At 66.8% G+C, this 20,915-nt stretch carries 17 protein-coding genes, 1 tRNA gene and 1 pseudogene; 9 read left to right on the forward strand and 10 right to left on the reverse strand.

Annotated elements, in window-relative coordinates; all coding sequences use genetic code 11:
* Positions 1 to 50 precede the first annotated feature (50 nt).
* Complete coding sequence (locus ACQY7V_RS02850; protein ID WP_428638813.1) at positions 51 to 3,593, reverse strand: DUF7507 domain-containing protein; 3,543 nt, start codon at positions 3,591 to 3,593, stop codon at positions 51 to 53.
* A 321-nt stretch (positions 3,594 to 3,914) separates the two neighbouring features.
* Positions 3,915 to 5,750, reverse strand: coding sequence for a phosphoenolpyruvate carboxykinase (GTP) (locus tag ACQY7V_RS02855; RefSeq protein ID WP_320785610.1), 1,836 nt, complete (start codon positions 5,748 to 5,750; stop codon positions 3,915 to 3,917).
* 237 nt (positions 5,751 to 5,987) lie between these two features.
* On the opposite strand from ACQY7V_RS02855, the gene ACQY7V_RS02860 reads away from it, so the two are divergent.
* From ACQY7V_RS02860 to ACQY7V_RS02870, 3 genes are read left to right on the forward strand one after another with little or no spacing between them, the layout of a single operon-like run.
* The gene (locus ACQY7V_RS02860; protein WP_235361877.1) at positions 5,988 to 6,620 is read left to right on the forward strand and encodes a DUF47 domain-containing protein; all 633 of its coding nucleotides are present in this window, start codon (positions 5,988 to 5,990) and stop codon (positions 6,618 to 6,620) included.
* 4 nt (positions 6,621 to 6,624) lie between these two features.
* Positions 6,625 to 7,689 carry an inorganic phosphate transporter gene (locus ACQY7V_RS02865; RefSeq protein WP_235361876.1) on the forward strand — a complete coding sequence of 355 codons (1,065 nt, stop codon included), beginning with the start codon at positions 6,625 to 6,627 and terminating at the stop codon, positions 7,687 to 7,689.
* Between the two features lie 11 nt (positions 7,690 to 7,700).
* Positions 7,701 to 8,198 (forward strand): septum formation family protein, encoded by a 498-nt coding sequence (locus ACQY7V_RS02870; protein WP_428638816.1) that lies wholly within the window; start codon positions 7,701 to 7,703, stop codon positions 8,196 to 8,198.
* 129 nt (positions 8,199 to 8,327) lie between these two features.
* Here the strand turns inward: ACQY7V_RS02870 and pstB are convergent, their stop codons facing one another.
* From pstB to ACQY7V_RS02895, 5 genes are all read right to left on the reverse strand, one after another.
* Positions 8,328 to 9,107 (reverse strand): phosphate ABC transporter ATP-binding protein PstB, encoded by a 780-nt coding sequence (pstB, locus tag ACQY7V_RS02875; protein WP_235361874.1) that lies wholly within the window; start codon positions 9,105 to 9,107, stop codon positions 8,328 to 8,330.
* A 125-nt stretch (positions 9,108 to 9,232) separates the two neighbouring features.
* Entirely contained in the window at positions 9,233 to 10,201 is a 969-nt protein-coding gene (pstA, locus tag ACQY7V_RS02880; RefSeq protein ID WP_428638818.1) for a phosphate ABC transporter permease PstA, read from the reverse strand.
* Positions 10,201 to 11,130 (reverse strand): phosphate ABC transporter permease subunit PstC, encoded by a 930-nt coding sequence (gene pstC / locus ACQY7V_RS02885; protein WP_303843100.1) that lies wholly within the window; start codon positions 11,128 to 11,130, stop codon positions 10,201 to 10,203. Before pstC ends, pstA begins: the two co-directional genes overlap by 1 nt.
* A gap of 75 nt (positions 11,131 to 11,205) precedes the next feature.
* A complete protein-coding gene (gene pstS, locus ACQY7V_RS02890) occupies positions 11,206 to 12,327 on the reverse strand; it encodes a phosphate ABC transporter substrate-binding protein PstS (RefSeq protein WP_428638820.1) in 1,122 nt (373 codons plus the stop codon).
* 157 nt (positions 12,328 to 12,484) lie between these two features.
* On the reverse strand, positions 12,485 to 13,546 hold the full coding sequence (locus ACQY7V_RS02895; RefSeq protein ID WP_428638822.1) for an NUDIX hydrolase: 1,062 nt from the start codon (positions 13,544 to 13,546) through the stop codon (positions 12,485 to 12,487).
* A 117-nt stretch (positions 13,547 to 13,663) separates the two neighbouring features.
* Between ACQY7V_RS02895 and ACQY7V_RS02900 the strand changes: the two genes are divergently transcribed.
* On the forward strand, positions 13,664 to 14,023 hold the full coding sequence (locus ACQY7V_RS02900) for a DUF4342 domain-containing protein (protein ID WP_235361869.1): 360 nt from the start codon (positions 13,664 to 13,666) through the stop codon (positions 14,021 to 14,023).
* A 292-nt stretch (positions 14,024 to 14,315) separates the two neighbouring features.
* Here ACQY7V_RS02900 and ACQY7V_RS02905 read toward each other — a convergent pair whose 3' ends face one another.
* Complete coding sequence (locus tag ACQY7V_RS02905) at positions 14,316 to 16,703, reverse strand: RNA degradosome polyphosphate kinase (protein WP_428638824.1); 2,388 nt, start codon at positions 16,701 to 16,703, stop codon at positions 14,316 to 14,318.
* Between the two features lie 113 nt (positions 16,704 to 16,816).
* The gene (locus ACQY7V_RS02910; protein WP_320836083.1) at positions 16,817 to 17,455 is read right to left on the reverse strand and encodes a hypothetical protein; all 639 of its coding nucleotides are present in this window, start codon (positions 17,453 to 17,455) and stop codon (positions 16,817 to 16,819) included.
* 181 nt (positions 17,456 to 17,636) lie between these two features.
* Between ACQY7V_RS02910 and ACQY7V_RS02915 the strand changes: the two genes are divergently transcribed.
* From ACQY7V_RS02915 to ACQY7V_RS02925, 3 genes are all read left to right on the forward strand, one after another.
* Complete coding sequence (locus tag ACQY7V_RS02915; protein WP_320836084.1) at positions 17,637 to 18,716, forward strand: ADP-ribosylglycohydrolase family protein; 1,080 nt, start codon at positions 17,637 to 17,639, stop codon at positions 18,714 to 18,716.
* Positions 18,713 to 19,684 carry a PfkB family carbohydrate kinase gene (locus tag ACQY7V_RS02920; protein WP_428638827.1) on the forward strand — a complete coding sequence of 324 codons (972 nt, stop codon included), beginning with the start codon at positions 18,713 to 18,715 and terminating at the stop codon, positions 19,682 to 19,684. The genes ACQY7V_RS02915 and ACQY7V_RS02920 overlap by 4 nt, the downstream gene beginning before the upstream one ends.
* A gap of 125 nt (positions 19,685 to 19,809) precedes the next feature.
* Positions 19,810 to 19,884 (forward strand) — tRNA-Lys (locus tag ACQY7V_RS02925).
* 35 nt (positions 19,885 to 19,919) lie between these two features.
* On the opposite strand, the pseudogene ACQY7V_RS02930 reads toward ACQY7V_RS02925, so the two are convergent.
* Positions 19,920 to 20,138, reverse strand: a pseudogene (locus ACQY7V_RS02930) (helix-turn-helix domain-containing protein); the annotation flags it as partial.
* 96 nt (positions 20,139 to 20,234) lie between these two features.
* Here ACQY7V_RS02930 and ACQY7V_RS02935 point away from each other — a divergent pair.
* Together ACQY7V_RS02935 and ACQY7V_RS02940 are read left to right on the forward strand one after the other, a co-directional pair.
* Positions 20,235 to 20,468 carry a helix-turn-helix domain-containing protein gene (locus ACQY7V_RS02935; protein ID WP_428638829.1) on the forward strand — a complete coding sequence of 78 codons (234 nt, stop codon included), beginning with the start codon at positions 20,235 to 20,237 and terminating at the stop codon, positions 20,466 to 20,468.
* Positions 20,465 to 20,845: a hypothetical protein gene (locus ACQY7V_RS02940; protein WP_428638831.1), complete on the forward strand. Its 381-nt coding sequence runs from the start codon at positions 20,465 to 20,467 to the stop codon at positions 20,843 to 20,845. Before ACQY7V_RS02935 ends, ACQY7V_RS02940 begins: the two co-directional genes overlap by 4 nt.
* The last annotated feature ends 70 nt before the right edge of the window (positions 20,846 to 20,915 follow it).

Below are 20,915 nucleotides of genomic sequence, written 5' to 3' on the forward strand. Positions count from 1 at the left end.
AATGTAATGCCCGGGGGCCGCAGCACAGGACCTTATCGGTCAGTACCGACTCAGCGGCGACGACGCCTCACGCCGAGCGCCACCGCACCGGCGGCGAGGAAGGCGACCGCCACAGCGGCGAGACCCGCCCCGGCGAAACCGGTCTTGGCGAGCGCGCCCTTCAAGGACGGCGTCGAAGTCCCCGGAGTACCGTTGCCGGGCGTGTTCCCACCGGGGGTATCCCCGCCGGGGGTGTCGGGGTTCGACACGTAGGGGATCGGGGTGTCGACGCCCGGGTTCTCCGGCGTCGGCGGGACGTAGCCCTTCTTCGGATCAGTCGGATCGACCGGCTTGAGCGGCTCATTCGTCTTCGGATCCACGGGGGTGTAACCGGGGACGAAGGGGATCACCTGGTCGCCACCGGGGACGATCGGCTTATCCGGGTTCTCCGGATCGAAGGGATACGGCAGCTTCGGGTACTCCGTCTCCGGAACGCCCGGGATCTGCGGAATCCAGTTCGCCACCTTCTGGTACACGTAGGTCACGACGGTCTCGCCGGCGACGACCTCGCCGTTCTCCGTACCCGTGGTCTTGGAGGGGACGAGCACGTACTTGGTACCGCCCTCCGTCACGATCTCCGTGGGCTTATCGCCCTCGTCCGTCGTGTCGTACTTCGTACCGGCCGGGACCTTGTCCTCGTCCGTCACCGGCGCCTTGATCTCATTGCCCTCAGTATCCGTGTACTTGACGACGACCGAGCCCAGGGCGACGTAGGGGATCGGGGTGTCGACGCCCGGGTTCTCCGGCGTCGGCGGGACATAGCCCTTCATCGGATCCTCGGGGTCCACGGGCTTGAGGGGCTCGTTGGTCTTCGGATCGACCGGGACGAAGTCCGGGATGAAGGGGATGACATCATTCGGACCGGGGACGATCGGATTGTCCGGGTTCTCCGGATCGAAGGGGTACGGAACCTTCGGGTACTCGGTCTCCGGGACGTTCGGGATCTGCGGGATCCAGTTCGCGACCTTCTGGTACACGTAGGTCACGGAAGTCACGCCCTCGGTGACCTCGCCGGTCTCAGCGCCGTTGGTCTTGGAGGGGACGAGCACGTACTTGGTGCCGTCGGCGGTCGTGATCTCAGTGGGCTTATCGCCCTCGTCCGTGGTGTCGTACTTCGTGCCGACCGAGACGCTGTTCTCGTCAGTGACCGGAGGCTGAATCACGTTGCCGGCGGTGTCGATGTAGTTGATGACGACCGAGCCGAGCTTGTCCTGAACGTACGGGATGTAGGTGTCGTTGCCGGGCTTGTCGGGCGTCGGCGGGACGTAGCCCTTCTGCGGATCAGCAGGGTCGACCGGCTTGAGCGGCTCATTCGTGCCCGGATCATGCGGGGTGAAGCCCGGAACATAGGGGATCACCTGGTCGCCGCCGGGGACGATCGGCTTATCCGGGTTCTCCGGATCGAAGGGGTACGGCAGCCTGGGGTCCTCGTTCAGGGGCTTGCCCGGGATCATCGGAACCCAGTTCGCGACCTTCTGGTACACGTAGGTCACGACGGTGTCGCCCTTGACGACGGAGCCCTTCTCAGCGCCTTCAGTCTTGGAGGGAACGAGCACGTACTTCGCACCGTCGTCCGTCACGATCTCAGTGGGCTTATCGCCCTCGTCGCTCGTGTCGTAAGGCGTGCCGACCAGGACCTTGTCCTCGTCCGTCACCGGGGCCTTGATCTCATTGCCCTCGGTGTCCTTGTACTTGACGACGACGGAGCCGCGGTAGTCGATCGGCGTGGTGACTTCCGAGTCCTTCGGCTGGGGGTCCTCCGGGACGTTGCCCTTGGGGACCACGGTCGCCGTCGCCTTGTTGACGACCTTCTCGGCCTTCGCATCGGCTTCCGTCACCTTGTAGGTCGCGGTGCACTTCTGCGATGCGCCGGGGGCGAGGGTCTTGTCGGCGGGGCAGGTGATCTCGGAGAGGCCTTCGAGCTCATCCTTGATCGTGTAGTCCTTGAGGGTCACCCACTGGCTGGTGTTCGTCACCGTGAAGGTGTAGGTGATCGTGTCGCCGATCTCGAGATCATCGTCGGAAGGCGTCGCCGTCTTCTCGAAGGTGAACTCGGCAGGATCGCAGGCGATGTTCACGGAGGCGATGGAGGTGTTGTTCGTATCCGGGTTCGCGAGGTTGGGATCGTGGATGCCCGGAAGGAGCTTCGCCGTGTTCGTGATCGTCGCCGGAGCGGCTCCCGCGCCGCAGGTCTTGGCGGCGGTCGTCTCCTCGAGCTTCGTCTTGCCCTTCATCGTCCAGGTCTCACTGGCGCCGGGGGCGAGGACGACCGGGACGGCCGCCGTCTGATCGGTGCCGCCCTGGGCCGAGATGTAGCCGGTCGCCGGATCGATGGCGTGGCCCGCGGGGACGTTGGTCATCGTGATTTCGGAGGTGCCGCCGCCGATCACCGCCGAGCCCGCAGGCTGGCTGGTGATCGACACGGTCGCCGGGTCGATGAGCTCGGGAATGAGGTCCTTGAGCACGTAGCCGTGCAGCGGCTGCTTGTCACTGGTGTTCTTCACCGTGAGCGACCAGGTGAGCTCCTCACCCGGCCTGACCTCGGTCTGATCGAAGGTCTTCACGAGGGAGATATCAGCCTGAGGAAGAGCGGCCTTATGCCAGGGCTTGTAGCCGTTCTGCTCGGTGACGCCCCCATTCTTGCTCTCCTTTTCGACAGCCACGTACACGTTCGGCTGATATTCGATAGTCATCGAGGAGACGTAACCCGGAACCTGGAAACGCTGGCGCATATCGTCCCACACGGGGCTAACGCTCCCATCGCTATCCCACCCGAGCATCCACTTGATGTTCGCGGCGTCTGCGGGAACCTTTCCTCCCCCGTCGATGAGCGCCTTCCGCTGCTCGGGCGTGATCTCCATGAACTTGTCCGTCATGAGGGAGAAGTTCAGACTGCCCTGCTGGTCGTAGCTGATAGCAAACTGCTTGCTTGGCTCAACAATGAGGTTCGCGGTGCGCTCCGTCGGCTTCTTGCCGTTGATCGCGGTCACGCGAATGTTGTCCCAGAGGAGGTTAAGCCACAAGGGCTTCTTCTCCGCCACGTGAGTGACCTGGTTAAGAGCTCCGGGGTAGTACGTAGTGCCACCGTTGGGGAGGTGTCTCGAGCCGCCCGCGGTACTGCCCAGAACGAAGTAGGGATCGAGCACGGGCTTATCGAAAGTCAGCGTCAGCGTCCGCGTTACGCCCTCGCACGGCGCTCCCTGACCGGCGGTCAGTCCATTGATCGCGGTCTGACAAGCCGCTCGAATCTTCTTGAACTCTTCTCCAGTCGGCACCACGGTCGGCGGAGTCTTCGTGTCCGCCCTCACGCCATTGATCGTGTAGGTCTCGGCAATCGGGCTGTAACTCGCGTCATAGGCTGCCACAACTTGCGCGCCATCCGCCGTGGGGGTGGCCGGGGCGGCCGTGGGGCCAAGCCAGCCCTTCTGGCCCATGGCTTCTTCATTGTCGATCCCACCGGCGGCCCAAGCCGTCGATGGCGCGACCACCATCGAACCCGCAACGACCGCCAAGGCCGCGAGCGGCACGAGTCCGCGTTTCATTCTCATCGTCATCTTCACAGCAGACGACCTTCCTTCCGATAAATACACACGCCCACCCGAGACCATTGGAGGAAATCGAGTCAACGTTTCGCAACTAGATTACCATCTAAAGGATGCCCAGAACCAGCATTTCGTTGAACCGAGGCGAAAATGTGAATTGTCCGATGTAGGACAAAATTCCCAGATCGCGCGCGGATAGGAAGCACACCCGGCACGGACCCGGAAAAACAACGGGGGCGAGGATCCGAAGATCCTCGCCCCCGCCGGGCTCTCAACAACCAGGGTCCGGCCTCCCCGCCGCTTCAGGGCAGGGCACCGCCCTCGTCAATGAGATCAGGCGCGCGCAGCCGCGATGCGATCGCGGAACTTGCCGAGCTGCTCGGTGATGGCGGCCGGGAGCTTATCGCCGAACTGGGCGAAGTACTCCTCGGTGCCGTCCATCTCGGCCGACCACGCATCCAGGTCGATCTCGAAGAGCTTGGCCCACACGGTCTCGTCGATGTCCAGGCCCTCGAGGTTGAAGTCCTCGAACTTCGGGTAGCGACCGGTCACGCCGTCAACGGCCTCGACCTCGCCCGCCGCACGACGGACGATCCAGTCGAGAACGCGCGAGTTGTCGCCGTAACCCGGCCACATGAACTTGCCGTTCTCATCCTTGCGGAACCAGTTGACCTGGTAGACCTTCGGGAACTTCTCGCCGAGCTCGGCCTGCATCTCGAGCCAGTGACCCCAGTAGTCGGCCATGTGGTAGCCGCAGAAGGGCAGCATCGCGAAGGGGTCGTGACGCAGCGAACCGGCCTTGACGTCGGTCGCCGCAGCGGTGACCTCAGAGGCGACCGAAGCGCCGATGAAGACGCCGTGAGCGGCCTCGTACTGCTCGGCAACGAGCGGCACGTTCGTGGCGCGACGACCGCCGAAGAGGATCGCGTCGACCGCGACGCCCTGCGGAGCCTCCCAGTCCTCGCAGATGATCGGGCACTGCGAGGCCGGAACGGTGAAGCGGCTGTTCGGGTGGGCGGCCTTCTCGCCGGACTCGGGGGTCCAGTCCTTGCCGTGCCAGTCGATGAGGTGAGCCGGGGTCTCACCGTCGATGCCCTCCCACCAGACGTCGCCGTCATCGGTGAGCGCGACATTGGTGAAGATCGAATTGGCGCGCATGGTGTCCATGGCCATCGGGTTCGTGTCGTACGAGGTGCCCGGGGCGACGCCGAAGAAGCCGGCCTCCGGGTTGATCGCGTACAGACGGCCGTCCGGGCCCGGGCGCATCCACGCGATGTCGTCGCCGACGGTCTCGACCTTGTAGCCGGGGATCGTGGGCTGGAGCATGGCGAGGTTCGTCTTGCCGCAGGCCGAGGGGAAGGCCGCAGTCACGTGGAACTGCTGGCCGGTCTCCTCGCGGGTCAGGCGGAGGATGAGCATGTGCTCGGCCATCCAGCCGTCACGGCGGGCCATCGTCGACGCGATGCGCAGCGCGAAGCACTTCTTGCCGAGGAGGGCGTTGCCGCCGTAACCCGAGCCGAAGGACCAGATCTCATTGGTCTCCGGGAAGTGGGTGATGTACTTCTCCTCGTTGCAGGGCCAGGTGGTGTCGGCCTGCCCCTCGGCGAGCGGAGCGCCGACGGAGTGAACGGCGGGAACCCACGGCTTGCCCTCGGCGATGAGGTCCATCGCGGCCTTGCCCATGCGAGTCATGATGCGCATGTTGCACACGACGTAGGGGGAGTCGGTGATCTCGATGCCGAGCTGCGAGATCGGACCGCCGAGCGGGCCCATGGAGAAGGGGATGACGTACATCGTGCGACCGGCCATCGTGCCGGTGAACTTCTCCTTGAGGATGGCCTTCATCTCGGCCGGATCGGCCCAGTGGTTCGTCGGACCTGCGTCCTCCTCCTTCTCCGAGCAGATGAAGGTACGGGACTCGACGCGCGCGACATCCGAGGGGAGGGAGCGGGCGAGGAAGGAGTTCGGGCGCTTCTCCTCGTTGAGCTTGGTGAACATACCGGTCTCAACCATGAGGGAGGTGAGGCGATCCCACTCTTCCTGCGAACCATCGGAGAACTCGATGGCGTCAGGCGTCGTCAGCGCTGCGATCTCGGCGACCCACTTGAGGACGTCTTCGGGAGCGTTGGACGGAGCGGCTGCGCGCACATCCTGTTCGGTCACGGACATTTTGCCTCCTGAGGCACTCGGTATTCCGGAGCGCGGTCACGCCCCTGATCTACGTATTCCATCATCCCCGATCGTGAGGCAGATCGCGCGGGCGAATGGTCCCGTTGACGAATGTGCAACGGTTCACAGATGGCCTGCCCGCGGCGTTGCGAGCCCCGGCGCAGTACGCACAGGCCGGGAGTTGCCCTAGTCTGTAACCGCGCAGACATGCGTTCTTCACTCTTCAGGAGGAATATCGTGGGATTCCGCAAGGCCGCTGACGGCCCGTCCTTCTTCGACCTCTTCTCCCAGCAGGCTGCGAACCTCGTGTCCGCAACCGCGCTCCTCGCGTCAGTCCTCGGCGCCTCCGCACAGGAACGGATCGCGATCCGCGACCAGCTCCACGAGGTCGAGCACTCCGGCGATGAGATCAACCACCGGATCGCGCGCCTGGTGAACCAGACCTTCATCACCCCCTTCGATCGCGAGGACCTCGGACTCCTCGGCTCGAATCTCGACGACTGCCTCGACCTCATCGACGAGGCCTGCGACCTCTTCGTCATGTACGGGATCGACGAGCTGCCCGAACAGGTCTCCTCCCTCCTCGCCGAGCAGATCGACATCCTCGCCCGCTGCGCGGACCAGACCGCCCAGTCGATCCCCGGCCTCAAGTCGCCGCTCGACCTGCGCGACTACTGGGTCGAGATCAACCGCCTCGAGAACGAAGGCGACCTCACCTACCGCCGCGCACTGACCGCCGTCTTCGATTCGGGACTCGACCCGATCATGGTCATCAAGCTCAAGGACCTCATCGAGGTCCTTGAGAAGGCGTCGGACGCATTCGAGGACCTCGCGAACGCGATCGAGACGATCGCGGTGAAGGAGTCCTGAGACCGTGGATCTCAACCTGATCCTCGTCACCCTCGTCATCGTCATCGCCCTCGGCTTCGACTACACGAACGGCTTCCACGACGCCGCGAACGCGATCGCGACCTCCGTGTCGACCCGCGCACTCACCCCGAGGGTGGCGCTCCTCATGGCCGCGGTCATGAACATCATCGGCGCCCTCCTGGGCACCGAGGTGGCCAAGACGATCGGCAAGGGGATCATCGACATCTCCCACTACACGGCCTCGACCGACATCACGATGCAACGAGAGGGCCTGGTCATCGTCCTCGCCGCGCTCATCGGCGCCGTCGTGTGGAACCTCATCACCTGGTGGTTCGGCCTGCCCTCCTCCTCGTCCCACGCCCTCATCGGCGGCCTCGTCGGCGCGGGCCTCGCCTCCTCCACGGCGGTCCAGTGGATGGGGATCCTCGATCACGTCATCATCCCGATGTTCGCCTCGCCGGTCGTCGGCTTCCTCATCGGCTACGTCCTCATGCGCATCCTCATGGTCGCCCTGAGGAACCTCCCGTACCACCGGACGATGCGCCGATTCAGGATCCTCCAGACGATCTCCGCTGCGGCGATGGCACTGGGCCACGGCCTCCAGGACGCGCAGAAGACGATGGGCGTCATCGTCATGGCACTGGTCGCAGGCGGTTACGGCGAGCACCACAACATCTTCGATCCGGTGACCGGCGACATGACCGTTCCGCTGTGGGTCAAGCTCGCGGCCGCCACGGCGATCTCGCTCGGCACCTACTCGGGCGGCTGGAGGATCATGCGGACCCTCGGCAGGAAGATCATCGACCTCGATCCGGCTCGCGGCTTCGTCGCCGAATCCGTGTCGGCGGTCGTCCTGTACCTGTCCGCATTCGTCCTGCACGCGCCGATCTCGACGACGCACACGATCACCTCGGCGATCCTCGGCGTGGGCGCGACCAAGCGCTTCTCCGCCGTCCGCTGGGGCGTCGCGGGCAACATCGTCGGCGGCTGGTTCCTCACGCTGCCGGCGGCCGCGGGCGTCGCAGCTGTGATGTTCTACCTCGTCCACTGGCTCATCCAGCTGGTCTGATCCGGCCGGAAATGGATCGAATGCTCACGACACGGCCCGCCCGGCCCACCGCCCGGCTCACCGTCCGACTCCCCCGTCGACGCGCAAGACAGGGCCTCGCCCTCGTCCTCGTCATGCCCCTTCTGGCCGCGTGCGCGAACGCATCCGTCCTCGACCTCAAGGTCGGCGACTGCCTGCAACTGCCCACTGCCTCCCAAGCGACGACGATCACGAGCGCCGCATGCACCTCCTCCCACGAGGCGGAGGTCTCCGCCCTCGTCCCCACGGACCCGCAGGACGCGGACGCGGCCTTCCCCGGGGAGCAGGCGCTGTCCGCGCAGGCCGAAACCGCCTGCGTCGACTCCTTCGAGGGATACGTCGGCGCGCCCTACCTGAGCTCGAACCTGGATGTCACATGGTTGACGCCGACGCAGAGCTCCTGGGCCGAGGGGGATCGCACGATCGTGTGCCTCGTCCACGCGATGGACGCCCAGACGCTCACGTCCTCCGTCAAGGATTCCGGGCTGTAGGCGCCGCCCGCTCTCGGCCCGCGCACAGTCGCCCTCGGCCCCGCTCTCGGCCCGCTCCCCGTTTCCGGGAGGACCGCCGAGGGCGGGGCCGACTGCCTGCACGGCGCAGGCCCCGCAGGGCGCCCCGGTTCAGCCGAAGCGCCCGGAGATGTAATCCTCCGTCGCCTTCACGGCCGGATGGGAGAAGATCTTCCCGGTATCGTCGAACTCGACGAGCTTCCCGGGCTTGCCCGCGGCCTCGAGGTTGAAGAAGCCGGTCTTCTGGGAAACCCGCGCCGCTTGCTGCATGTTGTGCGTGACGATGACGATCGTGTACTCGTCTTTGAGCTCGGTCATGAGATCCTCGATCGCCAGCGTCGAGATCGGGTCGAGGGCCGAGCAGGGCTCGTCCATGAGGAGGACGGCCGGGCGCACGGCGATCGCGCGGGCGATGCACAGGCGCTGCTGCTGGCCGCCCGAAAGGGACGACCCCGGCTTGTCGAGGCGATCCTTCACCTCGTTCCACAGGTTCGCCCCGCGCAGCGACTCCTCGACGAGCTCCTCCGCATCCGCCTTCTTGAGCTTGCGGGAATTGAGGGTGACGCCCGCGAGGACGTTCTCGGCGATCGACATCGTCGGGAAGGGGTTGGGGCGCTGGAACACCATTCCGACGTGGCGGCGGACCTGGACGGGATCGACGTTCTTCGCGTAAATGTCCTGGCCTTCGAGGAGGACCCGGCCCTCGACGCGGGCGCCCGGGATCGCCTCGTGCATGCGGTTGAGGGTCCTGAGGAAAGTCGACTTCCCGCAGCCCGAAGGGCCGATGAGCGCCGTGATCGAGCGCGCCGGGATCTGGACGGTGACGTCGTCGACGGCGAGGAAGTCGCCGTAGAAGATCTTCTCGTTCGTGATGTCGATGAGCTTCGTCATGGGATGTCCTTGGAGTGAGTGAGGGGCATAGGGGCGTCTTGCATTCCGGGGCGGCGTTCAGGCGTTCCCGTTCCGGGGCCGACTCGGGCGTTCCGGTTCCGGGGCCGGCTCGGGCGTTCCCGGATTCAACGGCCGCCCCGTGGCGCGAAGGCCTTCGCGATGAGGCGGGCGATGACGTTGAGGATCATCACGAGGAGGATGAGGACGAGGGCGGCGGCCCAGGCCCTCTCCTCGTTGATCGTCGTCACGCAGTTCTCCACACCCGCACGGCACGTCGCCGCGCCCTGGGAGTACTGGCGGTACACGTAGACGGGCAGGGTCATCATCCGCCCGTCGAAGGGGTTGACGTTCATCTTCTCGATGAAGCCGACCGTGATGAGCAGGGGCGCGGTCTCACCGATGACGCGGGCGATCGCGAGCATGATCGAGGTCGTGAGCCCGGCGGCGGAGGTGCGCAGAACGACCTTGACGATCGTCTTCCATTTCGGCACGCCGAGGGCGTAGGAGGCTTCGCGCAACTCATTGGGGACGAGGCGGAGCATCTCTTCGGAGGAGCGGACGACGGTCGGGACCATGAGGACGGAGAGCGCGACCGCGCCCACGATTCCCGCACGGTACCCCGGTCCGACGCAGGCCGTGAAAAGCGCTGCGGCGAAGAGGCCCGCGACGATCGAGGGGATGCCGGTCATGACATCGACGAAGAATCCCGTCGCCCTGGCCAGGCGCCCGCCCCGCCCGTACTCGACGAGATAGATCGCCGTGAACACGCCGATCGGCGCGGAGATGAGGGCCGCGAGGAGGGTGACGAGAAGAGTGCCGACGATCGCGTGGGCGATGCCGCCCCTCACGAGGCCGCCGAAGACACCGACCATGTCCGTCGCGAGGAAGGCGGGCGTGAGCCGGAGGTAGCCCCTCGACAGGACCGTCCAGATCAGGGAAGCCAGGGGGATCATCGCGAGGAGGAAGGCCGAGGACACGCCGATCCGGGCGGCCCGGTCCTTCCACGCGCGGATCCGGTCCCAACCCGGATCGTCCGAAATGAAGAGCTTCTGGCCGCGAGTCGCGGAGGGCGGAAGGACGGCGCGGGCGGTCATCAATTGGCTCCTGAGAACTCGGCCCTGCGCGCGACGATCCAGCGGGCGACCGAATTGACGACGAGGGTGATGGCGAAGAGGGCGAGACCGGTCGCGATGAGGGCGGAACGGTTGATGCCCGTCGCCTCGGGGAACTGCAGGGCGATGTTGGCCGCGATCGTCGAATGCCTGCCGGCCTCGAGGATGCGGAAGGAGTAGGAGGAGCCGACGGACAGGACCATGACGACCGCCATGGTCTCGCCGAGGGCGCGGCCCAGGCCGAGCATCGAGGCCGAGACGATTCCGGATCGCCCGAAGGGCAGGACGGCCATGCGGACCATCTCCCAACGGGTGGCGCCCAGCGCAAGGGCGGCCTCCTCGTGGAGCGGCGGGGTCTTGAGGAAGACCTCCCGCGAGACGGAGGTGATGATCGGGAGGATCATGACGGCGAGGATGAGGGAGGCAGAGGCGATGACGCGGCCGGTCGGCGAAGCCTCGCCGGCGAAGAGCGGGAACCATCCCATGTGGGCGTTGAGCCAGGTCCACACCGGTTTGAGCAGAGGAATGAGCCACATCGCGCCCCAGAGCCCGTAGACGACCGAGGGGACGGCCGCGAGCAGATCGACGAGGTAGCCGAGGACCTGGGCGAGCGCGCGGGGCGCGTAGTGGCTGATGAACAGGGCGATTCCGACGGACACGGGGACGGCGACGAGCATCGCGATCGCGGCGGCGAGGACGGTGCCGAAGAGCTGCGGAAGCGTGAAACTCAAGATCGACACCGGCCCGGGCGATCCCTGGATCTTGAAGGCCGCGGCGGTATCCGAGATCGCGGGCCACGCCTCGAGGACGAGGAAGGCCGCGACCGCGGCGAGGGTCGCGAGGATGATGACCGCGGCTGCCGTCGACACGGAGCTGAAGACCAGGTTCCCGGCCTTGCCTGTGCTTTTCATGAACGAGTTCCCTTGGGGGCGGAGGCGAGGGCGCTGGCGGTCCCGCCGGGCATCGGCTCCGGCGGGACCGGCCGGTCACCTGATGGCGTCGAGCGCGGCGCGGACCTTCGCGGTCATGGCGGCCGAAAGCGGAGCGGAACCGGCATTGTCAGCGGCCATCCGCTGGCCTTCCTCGGAGACCTGATAGCCGACGAAGGCCTTGACGAGAGCGGCCTCGTTCGCGTCGGCGTAGGCAGAGCAGACGATCGAGTAGGAGACGAGGACGAGCGGGTAGGCGTTGTTCGTCGCGGGAACCCGGTTGACCTTGAGAGCGATGTCGTTCGCCTCGCGTCCCTCGACGGGGGAGGCCGTGTCGGCGGCGGCCGCAGCGGTCTCGTTCGAGAAGGAGACGAAGGTGCCGTCGGCGGCTCCGAGGGCGACGGTGCCCAAGTCACCGGCCTGGGAGGCATCCGCGTAGCCGATCGTCCCCTCGCCCTCGGTGACGGCCTGGACGACGCCGGCGGTCTTGTCGCCGGACTCCCCGCCCTCGATCGGCCATTCCTTCGCCGGATCGTAGGCCCACGCCTCGGGGGCCGCCTCGTGGAGGTAATCGGTGAAGTTCTCCGTCGTGCCCGACTTGTCGGAGCGGTGCACGGGGGTGATCGCGAGGTCGGGAAGCTCGACGCCCGGATTCGAGGCGACGATCGCCGGATCGTTCCACTTCGCGATCTCGCCGGTGAAGATCTTCGCGATCGTCGCCGCATCGAGGTTGAGCGCATCGACGCCCTCGAGATTGAAGATGACCGCGACCGGGGAGATGTACACGGGCAGGGCCCAGGCGGGCGAGGCGCAACGGGCCCTCGCCGCCTCGATCTCCTCGCCCTCGAGCGGCGCATCCGAACCCGCCCACAGGACCTGGGAGTCAGCGAACTGGGTGATGCCCGCCCCGGAGCCGACCGCGTCGTAGGAGACCGCGACATCGGGCTGCACGGCGGCGAATCCCGCCTTCCACGCCTCCATCGCGGCTTCCTGCGAGGAGGCGCCGGCACCCGCGAGATTGCCGCTCAGGGAGGCGCTTTCCCCCGCGGACGCCCCGGACGCCCCGGCGTCGGACTGCGTGTCGGAGGAGTTCGCGGAGCCGCATGCGGCGAGCGAGGTGATGAGGACGGCCGCGCCGGCGAGGGCGCTGAAGCGGGAGAAGCTGGTGGGGAGCGACATGAGCGTTCATTCCGTTCTGCCGCCCTTCGGGCGGCGCATCATCGGTGCCGGACGACCCCGGCCGAACCCGACGATAAAGACCGGAGTTGACGCGATTCCCCGTTGAGGGTGAACGGAGGGTGAACGAGCAGGTGAGAGAGATCACTCCCGGCGGGTGTCAGTTCAATCCCAGGACGGTCTTCGTGCGGGTCCCGTGCCTCTCGAGGGCGAGGAGGGCCGGCTGGGCCTTCGAACGCTCGACGTGTGCGACGAGCATGTCTGCCGTCGACAGCCACGGGCTCTCCGAGGGGAATGCGCGAAGAAGGCCCGAGGGCGCGACGGCCTTCAGGGGCTCGAGGAGCAGGGGGATCGTCGGCCTGTGAACGCTGATGACCGCACGGGGGTGCGCCCTCTCAAGGAGATCGGCCATGACGGCCTGCGCCGCCCTCGTATCTTCCTGCGCCACCCACTCGCTCAGCGCGTCACAGGAGTGCACCTCCACCCCGGCGATGCCCGCCCACGGCGCCACGGTGTCGATGCAGCGCGTCCAAGGGGAGGAGTAGGCCTCATCGACGCCCAGCGCGGACAGGAGCGGAACCAGATCGAGCGATTGGCGCGCGCCGAGCCGCGTGAGCGGCCGCGACTCCTCTCCCCCGCTCCAGGCCTGACGCGACACCGCTTTCGCGTGACGGAGGAGGACGATCGAGGAGGTGACCAGTTTGCCTTCTTGGGCGCGCCCGACCAACTCGGACAGGAGGCGGCGATCTCCGCGCCTCGTCAGCAGGTCGTCAGCGCGCGAGGGCGACGCCCAGCGCGTCTGGTCGATTTCACTGGAAGGCGCCTGCTTCACAGGAGCGCGCGTCCTGGCCGCCGGATCCGGGTTCGATTCCGATGCGTCGACGAGCGTGCCCACCCAGTACCGGACTTCCTTCGTCTGCCCCGATCCCAAGCGGTACCGCTGGGTGGTGAGCGGGGCGCCCAGGGCGACGACCTTCCCGGTCTCCTCCTCGACTTCGCGCGCGGCCGCGCTCAGGATGGGTTCGTTCGCCTCAGCTTTGCCCTTCGGCCACGACCAGTCGTGATAGCGCGGACGGTGGACCATGAGGACTTCGATGTCCTTCGGATCGATGCGCTCACCGGACAGGACCTGGCGTTCACGATCGGTGAAACGCCAGACCAGGGCGCCGGCGGCACGGACCAGCCGCGAGGGGATCGGAGAGGGACGGACAAGACGGGGCACCCCGTAAGCCTACCGGCCGCTCCCCGACCGTCGCACGCCTTAGAACCCGGAGCGCGCGGCATGCGAATCCCGTCTATCGTTGGCGTATCCGGACCACCGACGCGGAGGACCCCCACGATGACCGACTCGAACACGTATTACGAGAGGATCCAGATCCTCGGTTCCGAGCTCACCGACACGGTGAAGAAGCTCATCGCCGACGGTTCCGTCCGCAAGATCGTCCTCAGGGACGAGCACGGCCGGGAACTCGCGTCGATCCCGATGAATCTCGGTGCGGCGGTCGGCGCGGCAGCGGTGCTGTGGAACCCCTTCGCCGCCCTCGTCGCGGGCACCGCCGCCGCCATCGGCGCCCCGCTCGCGAAGCTCACGATCGAGATCGAGCGGACGGACATCGTCGAGGGCGAGGCAGTCGACACGACCGCCGCCGATCCCTCCGCTGAGGAACCGCCCGCTGACGGCGACCCCGGAAGAAACTGACCCCCTCCGCCTCTCCCGCCGAGGTCATCACCTTTCTGCGCCGAAAGCATCACCTTGTCGCGCCGAGGTCATCACTTCTTCGCGTCGAGGGGATCTTGTTGACGATGCGGTTCCGGCGAATTCGACCTCGTGGCGGGAACTCGTGCCGCGGCGCTGAGCTGACGTCGACACCCTGTCTGAGCATCCGAGAAGGCGGTGGGGAGGAGGGCACCGCATCTCCTCGATGAACAAAGGTGATGACCTCGGCGAAGAAAAGTGATGACTTCGGCGAAGGAGGGAAGGAGGGGAGGGGTCAGCGGCCGATGACGCGGGCGGAGGCCTCCTCCATGAGCTCCACCTGCAAATCGGACAACGGCTCACCCGAGGCATCGAACTGACGCCGCTTCCACTTGCCGTTCTTCTTCAGCGCCCACGACGCCGTCATCGGATCGACACCGCGCCGAACCAGATCGGCAAGATAGGCGACCTGCTCCGGATCCGCGATCCTCACGAGCGCCTCGACGCGCCGGTCGAGGTTGCGGTGCATGAGATCGGCCGAGCCGATCCACACCTCCTCGGCCCCCTTCGGCCCGAAGGCGTAGATGCGCGAGTGCTCGAGGTACCTGCCGAGGATCGAGCGGACCCTGATGTTCTCAGACAGCCCCGGCACTCCTGCCCGCAGCGCGCAGATGCCCCTCACCTGCACATCGACCGGAACCCCCGCCTGCGAGGCCCGATACAGGGCGTCAATGACCCTCTCATCGACCGCGGAGTTCACCTTGACGCCGATCCACGCCTCCTCGCCCGCCTTCTTCCGGGCGATCTGAGCATCGATCCGTTCGATGAGGCCGTCGCGGATCGACAGGGGCGCGACGAGAAGACGGTGGAAGGTCGAACGCGGCGCATAGCCCGACAGCTGGTTGAACAGGCGCGTGAGGTCCTGAGCGACCTCGCGGTCGCAGGTGAGCAGCCCGAGGTCCTCATAGCCGCGCGCGGTCTTCGGATGATAGTTGCCCGTGCCGACATGGCAGTAGCGGCACAGCCCATCGGCCTCCTGACGCACCACGAGGGAGAGCTTGCAATGCGTCTTCAGACCGACCATGCCGTAGACGACGTGCACGCCGGCCCTTTCGAGCTTGCGCGCCCAGCCGATATTCGCCTCCTCGTCGAAACGCGCTTTGATCTCGACGATCGCGACGACCTGCTTGCCCGAGCGGGCCGCTTCGATCAGCGCCGAGACGATCGGCGAATCCCCGGAGGTCCGATACAGGGTCTGCTTCATCGCCAGGACGTGCGGGTCGCGCGCCGCCTGCGTGATGAAGGCCTGAACCGAGGTCGCGAAGGAATCATAGGGGTGGTGAAGCAGGACATCGTGCTCGCGGATCTTCGCGAAGACGTCCCCCGCCCTCGACGATTCGAACTCCGCCAGGCCCGCGGCGGTCACCGGGACGAACTTCGGGTACTTGAGGTCGGCGAGGTCGAGGTCGTGGAGCTCATTGCACAGGGTCAGATCGAGCGGCGCGGGCAAGGAGATGACATCCGCAGCCGAGATCTCAAGCTTCTCGACGAGGAAGTCGAGGACGAAATCGGAGATGGTCTCCTCGACCTCGAGGCGGACCACGGGGCCGAACTTGCGGCGCAGGAGCTCCTCCTCCATCGCGGTGAGGAGGTTCTCGGCGTCGTCCTCTTCGACTTCGAGGTCCTCGTTGCGGGTGACGCGGAAGCCGTGAGCCTCGACGATCTCGACACCGGGGAAGAGGTGCTCCAGATGAGCGCGGACCACGTCCTCAAGGGTGATGAAGACCGCGCCGCCCTCGGCCTGCACGCGATCCTCGACGGACCCGCCCGCGAGCGCCGTGTCGACGTTGATGAGGCGCGGCAGGGACTGGGGAACCTTGACCCGGGCGAAGTGGAGCTTTCCGCTCAGGGGATTGCGCACGACGACCGCGAGGTTGAGGGACAGGCCCGAGATGTAGGGGAAGGGGTGCGAGGGGTCGACCGCGAGCGGCGTGAGCACGGGGAAGATCCGGCGGCGGAAGTAGCGGGTCAGGGTCGCGTGCTGCGCCTCATCCAGTTCATCCCACCTGCGCAGATGGATTCCGGAGGCGTCGAGGGCGGGAAGGATCTCCGTCTGGAAGTCCTCGGCCTGGCGGGCCGCGAGTTCACGGGTCCTCACCTGGATGCCCTCGAGGACCTGCCGGGGTTCGAGGCCGGACGCCGTCTTCTTCGCGATCCCCGCGGCGATCCTGCGCTTGAGGCCGGCGACGCGGACCATGTAGAACTCGTCGAGGTTCGAGGAGAAGATCGCGGAGAACCACGCGCGTTCCAGGAGGGGCAGTTCGACGTCCTCGGATTGCTCGAGGACGCGCTGGTTGAAGGCCATCCACGAGATCTCCCTGTCGGCGAAACGGCCCTTGGGCAGGGGTTCGTCCTCTCCGAGCGGCGCGGAGAGGTCCACTTCGGTGGTGAGGGCCGGCGGCAGAGGCTCGAAGGCCCGCGCCTCGTCCTCATACTCGGAGTCCTCGTGCTCGACGCCGACGAGTCCGGCCTCGTCCGCAGGCACGAACATCTCTTCGGCCCTGGCGCCCTCGACCGAGGACTGCCGCTTCGCCTCGGGGGCGCAGGGACTCTCGGGGGCGTCGGCGACCGGAAGCGGCCAGGAGGCGTCGGGGGCGGAGAATTCACGCGCGGTCTCGGACATGCGTCGTCCCTTCGAGTTCGTAACCTGCACTGGCGCATCCGCCTTCGATCGTAGGCGCGCAGGAGCGTCCTCGCTGGCCAGTGGAGGGGACTGAGACTGCGAGCGGCGGTTTCTCAGTCGAGGGCGCCGACGCGGGCTTCGCGGGCCGCGATGTCGAGTTCTTCGGCGGTCGCGAGGAAAGCGCGGGCGCGCGTCGTCACCGCATGGGCGAGAGGATCATTCGGGTCGGTGATCCAGTCCCCGTTCCCGCCTTCGCCGGCCGCGAGGAGGCGAAGGGCGATGGAAGCCTGGGCGAGGACGTGGTCGAGCTCGTCGTCGCTCAGATCGCCCCGCAGGAGGGCTTCGGCCTCGTCGAGGATCGACTCGAGGGGGCGGACTTCGAGGGGGCGCTCGAGTCCGGGGACGATGTCCGCCCTCGTCCCCGCGTCGTAGAGGGCGCAGGCGAGGGCCCTGTCCCTCTCGCACCATTCGACGAGCAGGTAGAGCCTCCACAGGGCGCCCGGCAAAGTGAACTCGGGGCTGCGCGCCCACAGGTGGGCGATCGCATCGACTCCGGATCCGCGGACGAGGGCGCGAAGGCGGCCGATCGCCTCGATGTCGAAGTCCTCGTCTCCGACCCCCATGAGCGCCCATGCGCTCGAGTGGGCGAGGGCGGAGGAGGCCGCCGGATCCTCGTCGCCGATGATCGCTTCTGCGGTTGCGGGGCCGAGCATGGCGGGGCGCCTGGGGCGCTTGAAATCATGACCGGGCATTTCCGCTCCTCCGCTCGGCGTGGGGTCGCACTCGTCCGGTCGATTGTAGGCTTCCCGCCTCCCCGCCACTCCCCCGATCGCACCGGACGCTCCGCTCGCCTCGACGCGGATGCGATGCCGGGCAGCCTCTGAGGCGCGCTTCTTCCTTGTACATGCACCTTCGCGCCTATACGGTTACCGCATGACGATGTTGTCCACCGACACACGACGCGCGCGATCGGCCTTCGCGGATCTCGACCGTGCCGAGGGCGCCCTCATGGGCCTCGCCCTCGGCGATGCTCTCGGGATGCCGACTCAGTCGATGTCCCCAGCGGACATCGAAGGCGAATACGGGCGCGTTCTCGGCCTCATCGACGCCTCCGCCGCTCAGCCCGTCGCCCCTTCGATGCCAGCGGGGAGCATCACGGACGACACTGAGCAAGCGCTTCTCCTCGCTGATCTCCTCATCGAGGCCGAGGGCGCGATCCCGCCCGCCAGATTCGCCGCACTCCTCCTGGAATGGGAGGACGAGATGATCGCACGCGGATCCCTCGACCTCCTCGGCCCCTCGACGAAGGTCGCCCTCGAAGCCGTGCGCGCGGGCGCCGATCCGACGACCACCGGCAAGACCGGGACGACGAACGGCGCGGCGATGCGGGTCACGCCGATCGGCATCGCCTTCTCGTGGGAGGACGCCGAGCGTTTCGCCGAGGGCGTCCGCTCCAGCTGCCGCGTCACCCATGACACGGTTCCCGGATTCGCTTCGGCGGCGCTCGTCGCAGCCGCAGTGAGCATCGGGCTCGACGGGTCCTCGTCGAAGGATGCGATCGTCGGGGCCCGCGCGCTGGTGGCCTCCTTGGGTGATGTCGGCGAATGGAGCCCGAAGGCGAAGGTCCTCGACCGTCTCGACGAGGCGCTCGCCCTCTCCGATTCGCCCTTGGAGGAGGCCGCTTTCCTCGAGGCCCTTCGCGCACGCATCGGGACCTCCGTCGAATCCAATGAATCGATCCCCTGCGCCTTCGCCCTCGTTCATCGCTACGCCGATCGGCCGGATCAGGCGCTGCTCGCGGCTGCGAACCTCGGTGGTGACACCGACACGATCGGGGCGATCGCGGGTGCCGTCCTCGGCGCCACGACGGGGACGGATGCGTGGCCCGAGCAGTGGTGGGACACCGTTCGCACGGTGAACTCGCTGAGCGTATCGGAACGGGCCGACGCCCTCTTGCGACTGAGGGCGTCATCCCGGGACTCGCGCACGGCATACGAAGGAGCTGCACGATGAGCGGAAGGGTTCACCACCTCGGCCAGGTCGTCATCGACCTCGCCCTCGGCATCACCGGTCTGCCGGACCGCGGCGGCGATGTCTTCGCCGATTCGGCGATGCTCACGCCCGGTGGCGGTTTCAACGTCATCTACGCGGCACGACGGCTCGACGCGGAGATCATCTACCACGGAGCCCTCGGCGACGGCCCTTTCGCCGAGCTCGCCCGTGACGCCCTCGCCCGCCTCGGGGTCGAGGCGGCCGGGCCGACGATCCCCGGTGCCGATACGGGCATCTGCGTCGCGTTGACGGAAGAGGGCGGGGAGCGGACCTTCGTGTCGACGCGGGGCGCGGAGACGATGGAGCCGGAGGACGCCTTCACCGGCATCGTCCCCGGGCCCGAGGACGTCATCTACATCTCGGGCTACTCCTTCAGCCATGTCGCGAACACGCGGGCGCTGGCCCGCTTCTCCGAGGCGCACGCCGGGAGCGGCTTGCGCGTCCTCGCCGATGTCGGCCCGCTCGTCGCGGACTTCAGCGAGGAGCAGATCGAGATCCTCAGGCGCCTGCACCCCCTGTGGTCGGTGAACGAGCGCGAGGCCGCGATCCTCGCCGCCCGATTCGGGATCGCCGAGGGCGGGACCGGGGAGGGACCGAACGGGGAGGAAGGGACCGCCGGCCTCGCCCTGCGCCTCGCCGAGCGTCTCGGCTCCGACCTCGTCCTGCGCAAGGGCCCGGAGGGCGCCTGGTTCGCGCGCGGCGGACGAGTCGAGCGGATCCCCACGCCCTCGGTCGAGGCGATCGACACGAACGGCGCGGGAGACGCCCATTCCGGTGTGCTGTGCGCGGCGTGGGCGAGCGGTGTCCCGCTCGAGGAGGCCCTTCTCCTCGCGAACTGCGCGGGCGCGCTTTCGACGACGAGGCGCGGGCCGGCGACCTGTCCGAGCCGAGCCGAGATCGACGAGGCGGCTGCGGGTCTGCGGGGTTGAGGCGGAATCTCCGGGGACGGCGTCGACACGGAGGCGCCGTCCACCGAGTCCGGCCGTTCCGTCTACAATGACGGTGGTCGCACGACCGCTTCGGCATCGCCGAACAAGCGCGGAACCTGCCGCGCGGGCCTATAGCTCAATGGTAGAGCAGCGGACTTTTAATCCGTGGGTTCCGGGTTCGAGTCCCGGTGGGCCTACCATCCGCTTCACCATGCGGAGTGACCAGATCCGCGACTGAAACGCCGAGGAGGTCGGCAACGGGGCCGAGGTCTTCGAGCGGCCACGCCCTCCCGCCCCTCCAACGCTTCGAGATCGTCGCTTGCTGCACGCCAAGGGCGTCGGCTATGTCGGACTGGAAGAGTCCGCGTCGTGCCGCCTCGGCGCGAATGTTCGAAGCCACAACCTGCACTACATCAAGCCCCTCGGGGGCGATCGTCATCGTTGTCATGTACATAGCCTATTCCGCTTTGGAAGGTTACGCACCACCCTGTTACGCGACACGCCGGGACCAAACGGCCTGACACATGCCATTGCGGAATACGTTTTGTGCATGAAAACGATCAGCAAGCAGGCGATCATCAGTGATGAGGTTCGCCGCTACATGCAGGCCCTCGGCCTCACGCAAGTCGATATCGCGAAGACCCTCGGCGTCCAGGCTCCCGCAGTGTCGCGAAAAATCAACGGCTCCCGGCGTTGGAGCATTGAGGACGTGGACCGCCTCGAAGCGGACGGCTGCCCGATCGGCCTCCGGATCCTCTACATGGGCGAGGAGGTCGGAGCGTGAGCGCGCTCGTTTACTTCAGCATCGTCGAGGTCGCCGATGCGCTGCGAGGCACGCCCGACTATCGGAAGGTCGTCGGAGTGTGCCCCGCAGCGGTCACTCACTGGGAGTTGGGCGAATTAGTGGGAAACGGCATCAGTCTCGATGGCATATTCCGGGTGCTCCGGAAGGCCGAGGTGAAGCGTGTTCCCGTTCGCGAGGAAGAACCAGGTCTTCCCTCCAGCGTGCTTGTGAATCAGTTGCGTGACTTCTGCGACATCGTGCTTCGTATCGTCGATCTGCCATGTTGCGCCGTTCATTGTCAGTGCGATCAAGGATCTTCCTCCTCGTTAGGTGGGGTTGTTGGCACTTCCGAGCCTAACGGGGAGGTCGGGCGATGAGGGTGCATCTTCCGACGCTTCTCGCGTTCGTCAATGCCGCCCTGGCTCTTGTGGTCTTCGTTGTTCACAC

It is taken from the genome of Schaalia sp., from assembly GCF_050312375.1.
Taxonomy (GTDB): Bacteria; Actinomycetota; Actinomycetes; order Actinomycetales; family Actinomycetaceae; genus Pauljensenia; species Pauljensenia hyovaginalis.